The organism is Streptomyces sp. NPDC055239 (genome assembly GCF_053606205.1).
This window is the reverse complement of the sequence record NZ_JBSGRD010000014.1, coordinates 72155-88603: the sequence shown is the minus strand read 5'-3', so window position 1 is coordinate 88603 and position 16449 is coordinate 72155. Positions and strand designations below refer to the sequence as shown.

General features: G+C 68.9%; 20 protein-coding genes. 10 read left to right on the top strand and 10 right to left on the bottom strand.

The features are described 5' to 3' along the window. Nucleotides 1–93 precede the first annotated feature (93 nt). The 4 genes from ACWFRJ_RS35205 to ACWFRJ_RS35190 all read right to left on the bottom strand — a co-directional run bounded on the left by ACWFRJ_RS35205 (nt 94) and on the right by ACWFRJ_RS35190 (nt 2347). Nucleotides 94–531, bottom strand: a complete 438-nt coding sequence (locus ACWFRJ_RS35205; RefSeq protein ID WP_453540425.1) for an SsgA family sporulation/cell division regulator — start codon at nt 529–531, stop codon at nt 94–96. 103 nt (nt 532–634) lie between these two features. Beyond that, nucleotides 635–1360: an IclR family transcriptional regulator gene (locus ACWFRJ_RS35200; protein WP_453540895.1), complete on the bottom strand. Its 726-nt coding sequence runs from the start codon at nt 1358–1360 to the stop codon at nt 635–637. A 287-nt stretch (nt 1361–1647) separates the two neighbouring features. After that, complete coding sequence (locus ACWFRJ_RS35195) at nt 1648–1863, bottom strand: DUF5326 family protein (protein ID WP_453540422.1); 216 nt, start codon at nt 1861–1863, stop codon at nt 1648–1650. 166 nt (nt 1864–2029) lie between these two features. After that, nucleotides 2030–2347: a cupin domain-containing protein gene (locus ACWFRJ_RS35190; protein ID WP_160506069.1), complete on the bottom strand. Its 318-nt coding sequence runs from the start codon at nt 2345–2347 to the stop codon at nt 2030–2032. Between the two features lie 70 nt (nt 2348–2417). Here ACWFRJ_RS35190 and ACWFRJ_RS35185 point away from each other — a divergent pair, with 70 nt between their 5' ends. From ACWFRJ_RS35185 to ACWFRJ_RS35165, 5 genes are all read left to right on the top strand, one after another. Then, a complete protein-coding gene (locus ACWFRJ_RS35185; RefSeq protein WP_383272488.1) occupies nt 2418–2798 on the top strand; it encodes a phage holin family protein in 381 nt (126 codons plus the stop codon). 9 nt (nt 2799–2807) lie between these two features. Next, on the top strand, nt 2808–3305 hold the full coding sequence (locus ACWFRJ_RS35180) for a low molecular weight protein-tyrosine-phosphatase (protein ID WP_453540418.1): 498 nt from the start codon (nt 2808–2810) through the stop codon (nt 3303–3305). Beyond that, on the top strand, nt 3302–4540 hold the full coding sequence (locus tag ACWFRJ_RS35175) for a cystathionine gamma-lyase (protein ID WP_453540415.1): 1239 nt from the start codon (nt 3302–3304) through the stop codon (nt 4538–4540). Before ACWFRJ_RS35180 ends, ACWFRJ_RS35175 begins: the two co-directional genes overlap by 4 nt. 243 nt (nt 4541–4783) lie before the next feature. Beyond that, nucleotides 4784–5689, top strand: coding sequence for a LysR family transcriptional regulator (locus ACWFRJ_RS35170; protein WP_453540412.1), 906 nt, complete (start codon nt 4784–4786; stop codon nt 5687–5689). Nucleotides 5690–5748: 59 nt separating this feature from the next. Next, on the top strand, nt 5749–6231 hold the full coding sequence (locus ACWFRJ_RS35165; RefSeq protein WP_453540409.1) for an NUDIX domain-containing protein: 483 nt from the start codon (nt 5749–5751) through the stop codon (nt 6229–6231). Between the two features lie 57 nt (nt 6232–6288). Here the strand turns inward: ACWFRJ_RS35165 and ACWFRJ_RS35160 are convergent, their stop codons facing one another. Then, on the bottom strand, nt 6289–7956 hold the full coding sequence (locus tag ACWFRJ_RS35160) for a globin domain-containing protein (RefSeq protein WP_453540406.1): 1668 nt from the start codon (nt 7954–7956) through the stop codon (nt 6289–6291). A gap of 393 nt (nt 7957–8349) precedes the next feature. After that, entirely contained in the window at nt 8350–8982 is a 633-nt protein-coding gene (locus ACWFRJ_RS35155) for an HAD family hydrolase (protein ID WP_453540403.1), read from the bottom strand. 76 nt (nt 8983–9058) lie between these two features. Between ACWFRJ_RS35155 and ACWFRJ_RS35150 the strand changes: the two genes are divergently transcribed. Beyond that, entirely contained in the window at nt 9059–9610 is a 552-nt protein-coding gene (locus ACWFRJ_RS35150; protein ID WP_453540400.1) for a DUF2269 domain-containing protein, read from the top strand. A 5-nt stretch (nt 9611–9615) separates the two neighbouring features. Beyond that, nucleotides 9616–10485 carry a GNAT family N-acetyltransferase gene (locus tag ACWFRJ_RS35145; RefSeq protein ID WP_453540397.1) on the top strand — a complete coding sequence of 290 codons (870 nt, stop codon included), beginning with the start codon at nt 9616–9618 and terminating at the stop codon, nt 10483–10485. 107 nt (nt 10486–10592) lie between these two features. Here the strand turns inward: ACWFRJ_RS35145 and ACWFRJ_RS35140 are convergent, their stop codons facing one another. After that, a complete protein-coding gene (locus tag ACWFRJ_RS35140; RefSeq protein WP_453540394.1) occupies nt 10593–11018 on the bottom strand; it encodes a GlcG/HbpS family heme-binding protein in 426 nt (141 codons plus the stop codon). A 53-nt stretch (nt 11019–11071) separates the two neighbouring features. Next, nucleotides 11072–12280, bottom strand: coding sequence for an MFS transporter (locus ACWFRJ_RS35135; protein ID WP_453540391.1), 1209 nt, complete (start codon nt 12278–12280; stop codon nt 11072–11074). Nucleotides 12281–12420: 140 nt separating this feature from the next. Here ACWFRJ_RS35135 and ACWFRJ_RS35130 point away from each other — a divergent pair, with 140 nt between their 5' ends. Beyond that, nucleotides 12421–12879 carry a MarR family winged helix-turn-helix transcriptional regulator gene (locus ACWFRJ_RS35130; protein ID WP_453540388.1) on the top strand — a complete coding sequence of 153 codons (459 nt, stop codon included), beginning with the start codon at nt 12421–12423 and terminating at the stop codon, nt 12877–12879. A 57-nt stretch (nt 12880–12936) separates the two neighbouring features. Beyond that, nucleotides 12937–13389 carry an N-acetyltransferase family protein gene (locus ACWFRJ_RS35125; protein WP_453540385.1) on the top strand — a complete coding sequence of 151 codons (453 nt, stop codon included), beginning with the start codon at nt 12937–12939 and terminating at the stop codon, nt 13387–13389. A gap of 122 nt (nt 13390–13511) precedes the next feature. On the opposite strand, the gene ACWFRJ_RS35120 is transcribed toward ACWFRJ_RS35125, so the two are convergent. Continuing rightward, entirely contained in the window at nt 13512–14894 is a 1383-nt protein-coding gene (locus ACWFRJ_RS35120; protein WP_453540382.1) for a serine hydrolase domain-containing protein, read from the bottom strand. Between the two features lie 80 nt (nt 14895–14974). Then, nucleotides 14975–15691, bottom strand: a complete 717-nt coding sequence (locus ACWFRJ_RS35115) for a haloacid dehalogenase type II (protein WP_453540379.1) — start codon at nt 15689–15691, stop codon at nt 14975–14977. A 125-nt stretch (nt 15692–15816) separates the two neighbouring features. Between ACWFRJ_RS35115 and ACWFRJ_RS35110 the strand changes: the two genes are divergently transcribed. After that, entirely contained in the window at nt 15817–16416 is a 600-nt protein-coding gene (locus tag ACWFRJ_RS35110; protein ID WP_453540376.1) for a CGNR zinc finger domain-containing protein, read from the top strand. Nucleotides 16417–16449: the final 33 nt, after the last annotated feature.

The following is a 16449-nucleotide window of genomic DNA, read 5'->3' as shown; positions in this document are numbered from 1 at the left end:
GCCGCCGTTACGCTGCGCCGCCGTTACGCCGCACCGCCGATGCCGCGAAATGCACCAAAATGCCGCGTGGATTCGCTCATCGGTTCCGCGAGGTCAACCCGCGCTCTGCTCCTCGGCGAGGATCCGGTCAAGAGCTTCGTCCAGGTGCGTCTCGAAGTCGGCGAGTGCCCGCTCCTGCCCCAGCGGCACCAGCTTGTCCGTACGGTCCAGGAAGGCGAGCAGCGGCGGGATGCCCACCCGGAACAGCGCCTGGTCCGCACCGACCTGAAGCCTGATGAGCACCTCGTCGAGCAGCTCGGGATCGGTGGGCTCGATGTGCACATCACCTTCGCCGCACGCCTCACCCACCCCGTCGACCAGCAACTCCCGCCCGAAGGCCCAGGTCACGGGGGCGTCGCCGGGGAGGTGGAAGGTCAGCCGGACGGCGTAGGGATCGCCGGTCTCGTAACGCAGCTCCACCGGGATGCGAAACGACAGCTCCTCCGAAACGAGGAAGCTCATCATGACCTCTGCCTGGACCGACTCTCGCATCGCCCGCCTACCCCGTCGCTAAAGCTCGACTGGCCAGGAACCAACTCCCTGACACTCATGGCATCTTGCTTAACGTGCACATCAGATCACAAGGAGTGAGTTTTCAGATGCTGATAGAGAAAGCAAGTGTCCCTAGTAGCCTCCCGATCTCTTGCTGCAAACGCTGGGCTGCGGGCAGCAGCCGATCCGCTTGATAGGCCGGAACGGAAATCGCCATCGTCGCCGCAGTGTTACCCGCTGTGATCGGAATCGCGGCGCAGACCGTTCCCAGCGCGTACTCCTGGCGCTCGATCACCGGCTTCATCCGGGCCATTCCGTCCAGTCGGCGCAGGAGACTCCGGTCGTCACGGACCGAGTACCGAGTGAGCGACTGCACCGGATATCGGGAGATGTGGTCCTGGCGTTGTTCGTCGTCGAGTTGGGCGAGCAGACACTGCCCGATCGCATGGGCGTGTCCCGTCTCGCGAAAGTCGGCCCACTCCTCGACAGCCGGATTCCCGGGCGTGTCCGCGACGGCCAGGACCTCGATCTCACCCTCGCGGTACACGGCGAAATACACCGGTACGCCGATGGCGTCGCGCCAGTGCTCCAGGGCCTCACCGATCATGCCGCGACGATTCTGCTGCGCCCCGCTCGCACTCAGCCGCTCGGCCGCCTCGCCGAGCACGAACACGCCCTTGTCCCGGGACAGATATCCCTCGTGCGTCAGCGTGCGCAGCAGGTGATACGCCGTGGGCAGCGCGAGCCCGGCCTCCCGGGCCAACTGCTTGGCCGGCGCCCCCTCCTGATGCGCGGAGGCCGCTTCCAGCAACCGCATCGCCCGCTGCACCGAGCCAATGAGAGTGGGCGCGGGAGCAGTTGACGCCGTGATGGTCGGCGACGCTTCGTACGGAGGGTCGTTGGACGAGATGTCGGCGGGTGTGGTGTCAACCGTGGCCAAGGTTCACTCCCGAAGCGCTTGGGGGTTCCGCCCGTGCCGGGGATACACGAGTGGGAGCGCAGAGCGCCCGCGCGCGGGGCTCGCCCCGCGTCGGTTTTCGGACTCTAACCGGTGGCCACCGGCCTAAGGCGCCGCACCAGGAAACTTCCCCCACCCGAGCGAACTGTTGCGAGAAGTCACCAACGCGAAGAGGCCGAGCCGGATATGAACTTCCGTACGACGTAGATGAGTCCACCCACCAGGGCCACGAAAAGCAGTGCCTTGAACAACAGACCGACCACGAATCCCACAACGGTCGCTATCAGACCGCCGAACACGACCAGGGCGATGACCGGCACCGCGATCCACTTCACCCACCACGGCAATCCCGAGAAGATCTCCTGCGCTGCCATCGTCCTTACCTCTCTCTGCATCTGTTCTCTGCGTCTGTCCTGCTTCTTGCATTCGATGCTAGGGCGGCGAAGGGCCCAACGGGGGCCTCGCATCCCTTGCCCTCCCCTGATCCTCCCCCTAGGGAACCCCGAGGTCGCAGCCCCGAGAAGTCAGCCCTCCGGCGTATCAGCCCTCTGGCGGCGAGAAGACGACAAGCACCCGCAGGTCCTCGCTGATGTGGTGGAACTTGTGGGCGACCCCGGCCGGCACGTACACCACACTGCCGCGCGCGACCTGGGTGGTCTCCATGCCGACCGTGATCGACGCCCGGCCGCTGACGATCATGTACACCTCGTCCTGCTGGTGAGGCTGCTGCGGATCGGACTCCCCGGCATCGAGCGCGTACAGCCCGACCGACATGTTCCGCTCGCGCAGAAACTGCAGATACGCACCGTCGTTCGCGGCGCGCTCCGTCTCCAGTTCATCAAGCCGGAATGCCTTCATCGTCCTCGTACGCCCCTTGCCCCGACTAGCGAACCGACCGCTCTGGCCGTCCGTCTGCAACGATCAGACCATGAAGAATTTCGTAGTCAAGACGATCGCCAACGCGGCGGCCCTGGCCGTCGCCGTGTGGCTCCTCGACAAGATCACCCTGACCGGCGACAGCACGGGCAAGAAGACGATCACGCTGATCGTCGTCGCGCTGCTCTTCGGCCTGGTGAACTTCCTGGTCAAGCCGATCGTGAAGGTGCTCACCTTCCCGTTGTTCATCCTGACCCTGGGCCTGATCACGCTCGTGGTCAATGCCCTGATGCTGCTGCTCACCTCGTGGCTCGCCGACAAGTTCGACGTGAGTTTCCACGTCGATGGGTTCTGGACCGCCGTACTGGGCGGCCTGATCATCTCGATCGTGTCCTGGGCGATGAACGTCGTCCTGCCCGACGACAAGGACTGAGCCCGCCCCATGGCCTTCTCCGTGTGCTTCGTCTGCACCGGCAACATCTGCCGGTCCCCCATGGCCGAGTCCGTCTTCCGCGCGCGGGTCGACGAGGACGGGCTCGGCGGGCTCGTCCGGGTGGACAGCGCGGGCACCGACGGCTGGCACGAGGGGGACGGAGCCGATCCGCGCACCGTCTCCGTCCTGACGGCGGCCGGCTATGAGAGCGATCACATCGCCCGCCGTTTCCAGGTCTCCTGGTTCCCGCGGCTCGACCTGGTGATCGCCCTGGACTCCGGCCATCTGCGGACCCTGCGACGCCTCGCGCCCACGCCCGCCGACGCGGACAAGGTGCGGCTGCTGCGCTCGTACGACCCCGTGGCCGTGGGCCTGGGCGACCTGGACGTCCCCGACCCGTACTACGGGGACGACGACGGGTTCGAGATGTGCCTGAGAATGGTGGAGGCGGCGAGCGACGGTCTGCTCGACGCAGTACGAGAAGCAAGGGAAGGGCGGGCGGCATGACGGACTCCGCAGCGATAGCCGCAGGTACCGGAGCGGGAGCAGGCACCGGAGCGACAACAGGCACCGGGCTCGGCGACGGCACGAGAGCGGTGCGGGCCGGCCTCCCCGAACCGGTGAAACACGAGCCGACCCTTCCCGGCCCGGTGTTCGCCGCGCACTTCCACCTGCCGGGCGATCCCACCGGGCCGTACACCTACGGACGGGACGACAACCCGACCTGGACGCTTCTCGAGCAGGCCATCGGCGAGCTCGAGGCGCCGGGCGGGGAGGCGCCGGGCGGGGACGCGCCGGGGGAGGGCTCAGGCGAGGGCAGTGCCGATGTCGAGACCCTGGTCTTCGCCTCCGGGATGGCCGCCATCTCGGCGGTGCTCTTCTCGCAGCTGCGCGCCGGTGACGCGGTGGTCCTGCCGGACGACGGCTATCAGGCGCTGCCCCTGGTCAGGGAGCAGCTCACCGCGTACGGCATCGAGGTGCGCACCGCCCCGACCGGCGGCGACGCCCAGCTCGACGTCCTGGACGGCGCCAAGCTGCTGTGGATCGAGACGCCGTCGAACCCGGGTCTCGACGTGTGCGACGTACGGCGCCTCGCCGACGCGGCACACGCGCGTGGAGCCCTGGTGGCGGTCGACAACACCCTGGCCACGCCGCTCGGCCAGCGCCCCCTCGAACTCGGCGCGGACTTCTCCGTGGCCAGCGGCACCAAGATGCTCACCGGCCACGGCGACATCCTCCTCGGGTACGTCGCCTGCCGCGACGCGGAGCTGACCGCGTCCGTGCGGCGCTGGCGCAAGATCGTCGGAGCCATCCCGGGGCCGATGGAGGCCTGGCTCGCGCACCGCTCGCTCGCCACGCTCCAGCTGCGCGCCGAGCGCCAGAACGCCAACGCCCTGGCCGTGGCCCAGGCGCTGGGCGACCGCGCCGAGGTGACCGGCCTCCGCTATCCCGGCCTTCCGGACGACCCCTCGTACAAGATCGCCTCGCAGCAGATGCGGCGCTTCGGGTGCGTGGTCTCCTTCACGCTGCCCTCACGCGCGCGCGCCGACAGCTTCCTCGACGCGCTGCGCCTGGTGGACGACGCGACGAGTTTCGGCGGCGTGCGTTCCACCGCTGAGCGGCGTGGCCGCTGGGGCGGTGACGCCGTCGCGGAGGGTTTCATCCGCCTCTCCGCCGGGTCCGAGGACACCGAAGACCTGGTCGCCGACGTGCTGCGCGCGCTGGATGAGTCAGCGCACTGACGGCCCTGGGGCGTGCGGGCGTGCGGACGCTTCCGGCTAGTACCCGCTAGTAGCGGACCTACGTACAACGAACGGTCCGAGCCTCCCCCCTCGTGGCTCGGACCGTTCCGGTTCTGCGCGCGAAGAACCGCGCGCACAAGGCTAGTTGACTCTGTGTCAGTGTCCAATCACAGTAGCGACAGAGACCTATCGACATATTTATAGTTGGGCGCGGCCCGAGGGCCGAGAGGGGAGGGCATCGCCGTGGACCTGGCCCTGCTCCGCACGTTCGTGACCGTGCACCGGGCCGGCTCCTTCACCCGCGCGGCCGCCCTGCTCGGCCTGTCGCAGCCCGCCGTGACCTCGCAGATACGCACCCTCGAGCGGCAGTTGGGACGCCCCCTGTTCCTGCGCCAGGCGCGCGGCGTGACCCCCACGACCATCGGGGACGAGCTCGCCCACAAGGCCGCGCCTCATCTCGACGCCCTCGTGGAGATCGCCGAGACAGGGCTGGAAGAGGACTCGTCGGTACGCACTCTCCACCTCGCGGGGCCTCCGGAGTTCACCGCGGCCCGCGCATTACCCGCTCTCACCACGCTGACCGGGCAGGACGGACAGGGTTTCGCGCTGCGTGCCTCGTTCGGCAACGCGGAGGAGGTCCTCGAAGGGCTCTCCGCCGGGCACCACGACCTGGCCATCACCACGGCCCGACCGCGCGGCACCCTGCTCACCGCGACACCTCTCTGCGACGAGGAGCACGTCCTGGTCGCGGGCCCGCGCTGGGCCGACAGCGTCGGCCTCAGCAGGCTTCGCCGCAAAGGCGCTGCCGCGCTGGAGAACCTGCCGGTGGTGGAGGTGCACGAGTCGCTGCCGCTGGTCGCCCGCTACTGGGCCGCCGTCTTCGACACCCGTCCGGCCGCATCGGGCGCCGTCATTGTGCCGGACCTGCGTGCGGTGCTCGCCTGCGTCTCCGCCGGGGCGGGGCTCGCCGTGCTGCCGCGCTATCTGTGTGCGCCCGCGCTGAAGAGTGGCGAGGTCGTGGCCCTGCTCGACCCGGCGGTGCCCCCGCTGCGCACATATTTCCTGGCCGTACGCACCGGCACACTCGCGATGCCGCACATAGCGCGGGCGCACGAGTGGCTGCTGCGCGCTGCCGTCGACTGGGCTTGAGCAGGACTCCGGCTGGTTCACGATGTTTCACGTGGAACAGTCCGGGCCACATTCCTCCCATGACCGTTCGACCCGTGGTCAAGCGCACCGCACGCGCCGTTTTGCTCGACGGCGACGACCTGGTCCTGATCAAGCGAACCAAACCCGGCGTCGATCCCTACTGGCTCACCCCTGGCGGCGGCGTGGAGCCGGAGGACGCGACCGTCGTCGAAGCGCTCCATAGAGAGGTGCACGAGGAGCTCGGCGCCAAGATCTCCGATGTGGTGCCGTGCTTCGTGGACACCATCGAGCACATCGGCGAGGACGCCAGTGCGACCGGCGTCAAAGTGCAGCACTTCTTCGTCTGCCGCCTGGAGTCCATGGACCTCTCACTGCGACACGGCCCCGAGATGGAGGAGCCCTGCGGCGAGTACGAGATCGTCCACGTTCCCTTCACCCGGGTCGGGATCGCCTCGGTCCATCTCGTACCGCTGTCGCTGCGGCACTATCTGGACGGCAACATCGAGGGCGTTCGCGCGATGCACGCCCCTGATCTGGGCTGACCTGCCCTCCTGGGCTGACCCGCTCTCCTGGGCTGTCCTGCTCTCCTGGTCGGCGTCTCAGTCGGACGCCGTCACCAGTTCTTCCACGGAGTCGTGGCGGATCCGGCCGGCCGGGATGCCGACGTCCCGCAGTGCGTCCACGCCGCTGCGGATCATGCCGGGCGGGCCCGAGAGGTAGGCGTCGTACTCGTTCCAGGGGCCGTACTCACGCACGGCGTGCGGGAATTGGGCGTGATCGTCGACGACCGGGCGGACCGAGAGCCACGGGTGGGTCTGCTGGAGGCGCAGCATGGTGTCGATGTCGTACAGGTCGTGGTCGGTGCGGGCACCGTAGAAGACCTCGACCGGGCGCCGTTCGCCGTGCTCGGCGACGTCCTCGACGAGCGCCTTGATGGGGGCGATGCCGGTGCCGCCGCCCAGGCAGAGCAAGCCGCTGTCGGTGGTGTGGTCGACGGTCATCGAACCGGCGGGCGCGCCAAGGCGCAGGACGTCTCCCGGCCGTGCGTGGTGCACCAGGGCGTTGGAGACCCAGCCCGCCGGGACGGCCTTCACGTGGAATGACAGCAGCCCGTCGGAGCGCGGTGCCGACGCGAAGGAGTAGTGCCGCCAGATCCGCGGCCACCACGGCGTCTCCAGGCTCGTGTACTGGCCTGCCAGGAAGGGATACGGCTGGTCGGGGCGGACCGTGACGACAGCGATGTCAGGCGTCCTGAGATCGTGCGAGACGACCTCGGCCAACCACCAGGCGGGCGCGCGCAGTTCATCCGCGGCAGCCGCGTCGATCATGATCTGGGAGATCGTCGTGTACGTCCGGACCCAGGCGGCCTCGGTCTCCTCGTCCCAGACCGCGCTCGCGTACCGGCTGAGCGAGCCGATCAGGCACTCGCCGACGGCCGGATAGTGCTCGGGCCGGGTGCCGTACTTGCGGTGTCCGCGACCGAGGTTCTTCAGATACGCGGTGAGGACGTCGGCGTGGTCGATGTGTTCGGCCGCGGTCAGCAGCGCCTTGAGCAGCCGGTCACGCTGGGTGTCCATCGAAGCGGGGAACAGGGGGCGCAGATCGGGGTGCCGGGTGAAGAGCAGCGCGTAGAAGTACGAGGTCACCTTGTCGGCGACGGGGGCTATTTCAGCCATCGTGCGCTGGACGCGGACCGCGTCGGGGGAGCCGTTGGGGGAGAACTTCGGCTCGGGCCGCGTCTGCTCCTGCGGCTGCGGCTGCGGCTGCGGCTGCGGCTGCGGCTGCGGCTGCGGGACAGGCTGCCTCTGGAGGCCGGACTGCTGTTGCGGTTCGGGCTGACTCTGCGGGACCGGATGCCCCTGAGTGAACTGCTGCCGTGGTTCCGGTACGCGCTCGGAGCGCGGCTCGGGATGTGTTGTGAGGGCCTGAGTGGCGCTCTGCGCAGCGTTCGGAGCGGGCGCGGGTTCTGCTGCCGCCCGGGCGTCTGCTGCCCCCCGGGCGGCCGGTATTCGCTCCTCGGCCGCGTCATCGGGTTCCGGCTCGGGGTGTTCCTGAGCGGACGTGGGTGCGGCCGCGCCGGACCTGCCCAGTGGACGTATGGCGGACACCCGGCGCCCCTCGGCCGTCTCGGGCTCACCGCCTTCGGGCCGTGCCGCCTCGCCGCCCTCCGACGGCTTCGGCGCCTTGCGTGGAGTGAACCAGCCGCCTCCACCGCCGCTGTCGCCGGAAGTGCCGTTGCCCGTCGACGTGGTGGTCGGAGCGTCCATGCTGTGCCTCGCCTCGAACATCTCTCAGTCGGTCCGTGCACTTCCCTGAAGGAAGCCGCTTACTTTCCTCGCTCCGCCTCGGTAGCCAATGTGGCCACATTGAACCTCGAATTACCGGACCCTACGGACAAGTAGGTGGCAAATGTGACATTGCCCGCAGTCATCTCCCCGCAGCGTCCCATCCCCCACCGTCACGCCGGTCGCATAACGGAAAGTTCAGGTCTTCGATCTCTTCGCCCCGTTAGGCTCCGTCAACCTCCGCCCGTGCCCCCAGGGGTGCGCTGAGATGCACCCGGCCCAAACCGGACTCGACCATACCGGCAGCCGTCCGGCACACAAGTCCTGCCGTGCTTCACCAGGAATTCAGCGCCCGACGCCTGTCAATTGACCCAATTACCCGGCGCCGCGCACCAATTCATACGCCTTCCGCAGATCCCGCCCGACATAAGAGTGGGTGGCGAGCCCAACCAGCCGCTGATCCGCATTGACGGCGACCGAAACAGGAACGGCCCCGAACAGATCCAGGTCCGAGAGCGAGTCGCCATAAGCGACGCAATCGGACCGCGCGACCCCGAACTCTTCACAGATCCGTTGCGCGATCTTCACCTTGTCCGCCGCGTTGAGGATGCCCGTCGGGTTCACGGGCTCCGTGAACGGCACGGAGGGGAAACGCGACCCGTGCGCGGCATGCGCGCCCCAGCCGAGCAGCCGCTCCACGAAGAACGACGGCGACAGCGAGATCACCGCGCAGTAGTCCCCGACCTGCCGGATCTCGGCCCAGGTCTCCCTGATCCCCCTCAGCCACGGAGCCCCCTCGAAAGCTGCTGTGACCTGTACGTCCGTGAGGTCCTTCCACAGAGCGTGCACACGCACCGCGTACTGGGGCGAGTCGATCCGCCCCGCCACGAAGTCCCGTTCCAGCTCGGCGATCTCTGCTTCGAGGCCGAGCTGTCGCGAGATCTCCACGGGGGCTGCCGTGCCGTGCAGCAGCGTTCCGTCCAGATCGAAGAGGTGAAGGCGTGCCATGTACGCCGAGGCTAGTACCCACGGCTACTCCCGCTGTCAGACGCCTTCGGCCGCCGCTCCCGGCACCGTGTTTCACGTGAAACTAAGCCGCCCCGCTCGCCGGGCCACCCTCGTCGTCCATGTCACCGCCGCCGCGGGCTGGCTCGGGCTCACGCTCGGCCTGCTCGCGCTCGCCCTCGCGGCCATCACCACGGACTCCGCTTCGACCATCGAAGCCGCCGCCCGGTCCATGAAGCTCTTCGCGGACTGGCTGGTGCTCCCGCTCGCCCTGCTCACGCTGCTGAGCGGTCTACTGCTGTCCCTCGGAACTCCTTGGGGGCTCGCCAAGCACCGCTGGGTCTATACGAAATTCTGGCTGACCCTGGCCACCACCGCCGCGTCGGCCTTCGCGCTGCGTCCGGGCATCAACGACACCGTGGCCACCGTGTCCGCGGGCCATCCGATGGCGGACCCGACCGGCCTGATCGCCGGCCCCATCGTCTCCCTGAGCGCGTACCTCTTCATGACAGTCATCTCGGTACTCAAGCCCTGGGGCCTGACCCGCCGTGGCCGGAAGCGACGTGGCCAAAATCCACGTGCTTCTGCCCACAAACCGGTGGACGCCGAGGACATGCGTCAGACAGCCTGACCCGAGTGTCGACACCTTCCCTCTCCGCACTGCCCATCCGCCGGCTGACCCTCCGTGACCTCACCGCCTGCGCCGACCTGTCTCAGGATCGTGGCTGGCCACGCGAGGACCACAAATGGGGGCTACTGCTCTCGGCCGGAACGGGCTACGGCATCGACGACCCGGACGGCGACGGCCTCATCGCCGCCTGCGTAGTGACCCAATACGGACCTCAGGAGCGCCCCGGCCTCGGAGCGATCGGCATGGTTCTCGTCGCCGAGCGCCACGCCCGCAAGGGCCTCGGGCGCCGACTGATGCGGTACGTCGTCGAGGGTGCGGGCACCACCCCGCTCACCCTCCACGCGACGCCCAACGGCCGCCCTCTGTACGAGCAGCTCGGATTCAAGACCACCGGTCGCGCCGAGATGGTCCGCGGCACGTTCATCCCCGGAGGCCCACTGCCGGATGTCGCCACCCGGCCTGCGACCGCGGAGGACCTGCCCGCCCTCGTCCGTCTCGACACCGAGGTCTTCGGCCTCGACCGCACGCACGTACTCACCCGGCTTCCTGCCTTCGTCGACCAGCTGAGGGTCGCGGAGGCTGACGGCACGATCACCGGCTACGCGGGTGCCTGGCCGAACATGGAGACCCATGTCATCGGCCCTCTGATCGCCCGGGACACGGAGACGGCACAAGCCCTGATCGCCTCGCTCGCCGCGGGCTCGGACCGGCCGCTGCGCACCGACATCGACGTACGCCATGAAGAGCTGCTCGCCTGGGTGAAGGAACGCGGCCTCGCGCCCGTCGCCTTCAACGCCGTGATGACGTACGGCGTCCCCGAGCTACCCGGCGACTGGACCCGTCGTTTCGCACCGCTGACGGTCGCGGCCGGCTGACCGCGCACAGAGGCCCGCCCTCAAGCTCCGGATGATTCCGGGCGCTTGAGGGCGGGCCTTCGTCATGTCCTCGCGTGGTGGCGTACTGCCCCTCGCGCGGAGGCGTACTACGCGAGGGCCTCCACGGCCGCCGTGGCGAAGCCGTGGTCCTGCTCGGGTGCCCCGCCGCCGACACCGATGGCACCGATCAGACGCCCGTCGCGGTGGACCGGGACACCGCCCGCGATGAAGAGCAGCGGACGGTCGAGGGCGGTGGGCAGGGTGTGGAAGGGACCGTCGGGCTTGACCAGGTCGACGAGGTCGGCGGTCGGGGCGTTGAGCTGAAGCGCCGTGTACGCCTTGCGGGTGCTGGTCTCGCCGGAGATCAGTACGGCCCGGTCGTCGCGCCGGAAGGCCAGCAGGTGGCCGCCCGCGTCCAGGACGGTGACGCTGACCGTGACATCGGCGGCTTCGGCCGCACGGCGGGCCGCGGTGACGAGTGCCTCTGCGTCCTGCGTGGTGAGCGGGGCGACGGCGGGGGTGGTGGTGCTCATGGGGGTCTCCTTGTGCGGTAGTGCTTGTGCCGGTGGTTCGTACGGGGGCGGGGTCAGTGGTGGACGGGCGTCGCCTGCTCGACGGGGACCGTGCCCGCGACGACCAGGCGGGGAGCGGCCGAGCGGCGCTCCAAGGTGGCCGATACGACGGCCAGGACGAGCGCGGAGCCCGCAAGTACCGCGCCCACCCAGTTCGGGGCGGTGTAGCCGAGGCCCGCGGAGATCACGAGGCCGCCGAGCCAGGCCGAGAGCGCGTTGCCGAGGTTGAAGGCGCCGATGTTCATGGCCGAGGCGAGCGTGGGCGCGCCGGAGGCCTGGTCGAGCACCCGCTTCTGCAGCGGAGGCACGGTGGCGAAGCCCAGGGCGCCGATCAGTGCGATGGTCACGGCTGCCGCGATCTTGTTGTGCGCGGTGAGGGTGAAGAGGGCGAGCACGACGGCCAGCGCGCTCAGCGAGATGTAGAGCAGCGGCATCAGGGCGCGGTCGGCGAACTTTCCGCCGATCAGGTTGCCCGCGACCATGCCGAGGCCGAAGAGGACGAGAAGCCAGGTCACGGAGGAGTCCGCGTAGCCGGCGACGTCCGTCATCATCGGCGCGAGGTAGGTGACGGCCGCGAAGACACCGCCGAAGCCGAGGATCGTCATCGCCATGGCCAGCAGCACCTGCACGTTGCGGAACGCGGCCAGCTCATGGCGCAGCCGTACGCCCTCGGGCTTGGGCAGGTCCGGCACGAGTTTGGCGATACCGGCCAGGCCGATGACGCCGAGCCCCGCGACGATGGCGAAGGTGATGCGCCAGCCGAGTGTCTGCCCGACGAGCGTGCCGAGCGGCACGCCGACCACGTTGGCCACGGTCAGGCCCGTGAACATCATGGCGATGGCCCCGGCCTTCTTCTCCGGTGCGACCAGTTCGGCCGCGACGACCGATCCGATGCCGAAGAAGGCACCGTGGGCGAGTGAGGCGACGACTCGGCCCGCCAGCATGACGCCGAAGACCGGCGCCACGGCGGAGAGCAGGTTGCCCGCGATGAACAGGCCCATGAGCAGCATCAGCATTCGCTTGCGCGAGATGCGGGTGCCGAGCACCGTCATCAGGGGAGCGCCGAGTACGACGCCGAGTGCGTAGCCGGTCACGAGGAGACCGGCTGTGGGGATGGAGACGCCGAAGTCACCCGCGACCTCAGGGAGCAGTCCCATGATCACGAACTCTGTGGTCCCGATTCCGAAGGCCCCGATCGCGAGGGCCAGTAGCGCGAGAGGCATGGTTCTACCTTCCAGACGGTTGCAGGTGCGCTTAGCTTGCGTCCACAATAGTTGCAGACGCGGGTTACTTGCAAACGCTGGATATTGCATCGGTGGACTATCCTGGTTCTCAGCCGCTCCGGGACGGAGGAACAAGAGCCATGACAGCGACGGACCCCGCACTGACCGCCCTTGCGCAGGGCTGGTGCGCGCTCTCCCTGCTCCACGGGAAGATCGAGACCCACATCGAGCGCGCTCTACAGGCCCAGCACGACCTGAGCGTGCGCGAGTACTCCCTGCTCGATGTCCTCAGCCGCCAGCACGACGGGGAGGGCGGCCATCTGCAGATGAAGCAGGTCGCCGACGCCGTCGTCCTCAGCCAGAGCGCCACCACGCGCCTGGTCACCCGGCTCGAGGACCGTGGGCTGCTCTCCCGCTACCTGTGCCCCACCGATCGCCGCGGCATCTACACGGACGTCAGCGAGTCGGGCGCCGCTCTCCTCGCCGAGGCCCGCCCCACCAATGACGCCGCACTGCGCGAGGCGCTCGACGAAGCGGCGCTGAACCCGGAGCTGACACCGCTGGTCAGGGCCGTGGAAGCAGTGCGCGTACCGGCTTAGGACTGCTGTGGGCGCAGTGGCCTGCCCCGGAAGCGGGCGGCTGCATAGGCTGCCCTCATGGGAGATCTTGAGATACGCCCGGCGATCGCCGATGACATCCCCGCCATCGTGGAGATGCTCGCCGACGACCCCCTGGGCAGCACGCGCGAGTCGCCGGACGACCTCACCCCGTACCTCACCGCGTACGAGCGGCTGGCCGACGACCCGAACCAGCACGTGGTCGTCGCCGTACGCGAGGGACGCGTCGTAGGCACGCTCCAGCTCACGATCGTTCCGGGCCTGTCCCGGAAGGGGGCGACCCGGTCGATCATCGAGGGCGTACGCATTCACGCCGAGGAGCGCGGCAGCGGCCTCGGTACCCGATTCATCGAGTGGGCCGTCGATGAATCCCGGCGCCAGAACTGCCAGTTGGTGCAGCTGACGTCCGACGCCTCCCGCACCGATGCCCACCGCTTCTATGAGCGGCTCGGGTTCACGGCATCACATGTGGGCTTCAAGCTGCAGCTCTGAACCTGCAGTCGACGTGCCGTACCTCGCACCGGTTATCTCGTACTGGTGAGGCGTCTATCTCGTACTGGTGGGGCGTCGTGTTTCACGTGAAACACGACGCCCCACCAGATCCTCAAGGACGTTCAGAGGGAAAGCCCGCGCCAACCCTCCGGGTCCACCCCACCCGGCACGGGAGTGCCCGCGTCGTACGGTTCCCGTGTGAAGAAGAACGACCCCAGGTCGAGATGGCTCACCGCCCCATCGGGCCGCCGCACCGCCCGCAGGACCTCCCCGGCGAAGTAGCCGTCGAGCCCGGTCCACGTACCGTCACCGTTCGGCCGGAACCGCGACCCGCGGCCACCCCCCGTGAGGGGCGACAACTCGACCGCCTCGCCGGCCTGCGGCCGCAGCACGAAGGTGTTCGTCCCCCAGTACCAGGGCCCCGCAAGCTCCAGCAGAGCCTCGTCAAGCTCGGGCAGGGGCCGCCACGCCTCGGGGATGCGCGGCTCGGCCTCGGCCACGATCTTCAGCAGGTCGAAGGCCAACGCCGTCACGGCAGGTCCGGAGGTGCAGTTGGTCAGTGTGACGGCGACCAGGCCGTCCTCCTCGCTCGCCCACAGCCCGGCCATGAAGCCCGGCAACGAGCCCCCGTGCCCGACGAGGGTTCCCCCGTCGCCACGGATCAGCTGCACCCCCAGGCCATACGTCACATTCCAGTCCCCCGGTTGCAGCGGCGACGCCGGCGCCCGCATCTCCCGTACCGAATCCGCGGACAGAACCCGATCGTCGCCCTCCAGGAGGAAGGCGGCGAAGCGCGCCAGATCCGACGTCGTGGACCACAGCTGCCCGGCCGGAGCCATCAGGCCCAGGTCCTCTGCCGGTTCGGGCATCATCACGTCCGCCCACGGATGGACTGCCCAGCCACCCGCGTGCGGCGCCTGCGGCTGCGCACTCGTGCGGTCCAGGCCCAGCGGCTCCAGGATCTCGCGGCGCAGCACGGCTTCCCACGAGTCGCCCCGCAGCACCTCGATCAGCGAACCGAGCAACGTATAGCCGGGGTTGGAGTAGTGGAAGCGACGACCGGTGGGGTGCTTGAAGGGCTGCTCACCGAGTACGTCACCGAGCTCGGGGCGCTGCGACGCGGGCGTACGCTCCCACCACTCCCCGGGAGTCTCCGCTGCCAGTCCACTGGTGTGCGCGAGGAGTTCCGCGATGGTGACGTCCCCCGCGGCCGTGCCCGGAAGGTGCTTCTCCAGAGGATCGGCGAGGTCGAGGACGCCCTCGTCGCGCAGTCGCATCACCAGTACGGCGGTGAAGGTCTTGGTGATCGAGCCGATGCGGTACTGAACGTTCTCGTCCGGTGCGTGCCCCTCGACACAGGTGCGCCCCTCTGTCCACACCAACTCCCCGTCCCTGAGCACCGAGGCGACGAGCGAGGGGGCCCGCCCCTCCGCCTGAGCGGTGGCGACTCGGTGCAGCAGGGCTCGGCGGGTAGTGGGCAACAGCTCTTCACGGGGTGATGTCATGACCCCAGTCCACCCGCGAAGAAGCCACGCGTCGAGCGAATTCCGCCGACCGCGCTACGCGGAACGCGTACCCGTGGCTCTTACGCCGCTGTCAGCACGGTCGCCAACTCGTCCAAGCTGTCGGACCGCCAATCGAAGGTGTCAGAGGACCTCGGAGGATCTCCCCCCGGTCGCTGGACATAGGCAGTGCGCATTCCCACCGCCTGAGCTCCGCGAAGGTCCCAGGCGTGGGCGGCGACCATCAGCACACGCTCTGCCCGGCATCCTGCCGCGTCCAGCGCGAGGCGGTAGACCTCCGGCGCGGGCTTGTAGGCCCGGGCATCCTCGGCGGACAGGACCTGATGCCAGCGCAGCCCGGCGTCTGCGTTGAGACGGAGCAGAGCCGCGCGGCTCGCGTGGGAGAGCGCAAGGACCGGGAATCGCCGGGCGATGCGCCTGAGTCCCGCGAGGGAGTCGCCCCAGGGCTCGAGGCGCTGACCCGCCGTAGCCAGACGCTCGACGACCGCCGGGTCGGTGAGCCCGATACGGTCCGCCACGCGGTGGGCCGCCTCGCGGTCGATGACCTCGGTGTTGGCGTACGCCCGGCTTCCCTCCTCGATACGTTGCTGCTCGAACGCAACATGCTCCTGCCAGACGGTGAGCAGGTGGTCGACCGAAGCGTCGTCGAACGCATCGGCGGCCCGGTCGTCGGACGCGGGTGCCGCGTCGCGAATCGCCGCCCGCAGTCCAGTTGGTTCGTCGACCATCGTTCCGAGGACGTCGAAAACGACGGCCTCGATGTGGCGTACCTCGGGCATCCAGTCTCCTGATCATGGTCGTCGGACGCGCTACCGGTCCTTCACGTCACCGCCGACCCGTCGCGTCACCGGTTAAACCGGTGACGATCATTGCGCCACCTTCCGTCACCGGTCAAGATGGTGACGTGAAGTTCGCATTCGTGAGTGGCAACCCGGCTCTGGACCTCGTCGGCACCGTGGAGTCCCGTCGGGACGAGCCTGTCGATCTGCTGATGACCCCCGCCGATCTGGAGGAGTGGGTCCACGCATGCGACGAGTTGCCCGACCAGGTGACCGTCGACGCCGCGGCCTTCACAGCAGTGGTGGAGCTCCGTGAGGCGATCTATCAACTGGCGCTCGACCGCATGCGGAAACGTCGATTCACGTCGGCCGCCCTGGATACCGTCAACGAGGCCGCTGCCGGGCCGGTGCCCACGGTCGAACTCAGCGACGACGGCCTGCTTCTGTCAGGGGATGTCCGCGCGGCGCAGGCCCACGTCGCGCGCAGCGGGATCGGCATGCTGGCCGACCTGCACACGTGCTTGAAGGAGTGCGGACGTGCGGGCTGCACGCGCCTCTACCTGGACCGCTCCCGAGGCGCACGTCGCACCTGGTGCGGCATGGAGAGTTGCGGCAATCGCGTAAAAGCCTCGGCCTATCGAGCCCGCAGGCAGACCGGGCAAGCCGCCGCACGGGGGCTCGATCCCAAGAAGGGCCGGGTACCGACGCCCCGGGGCCGTCCATGACGTACCCCCGATCTACCCCCGCTGTACCCCCGA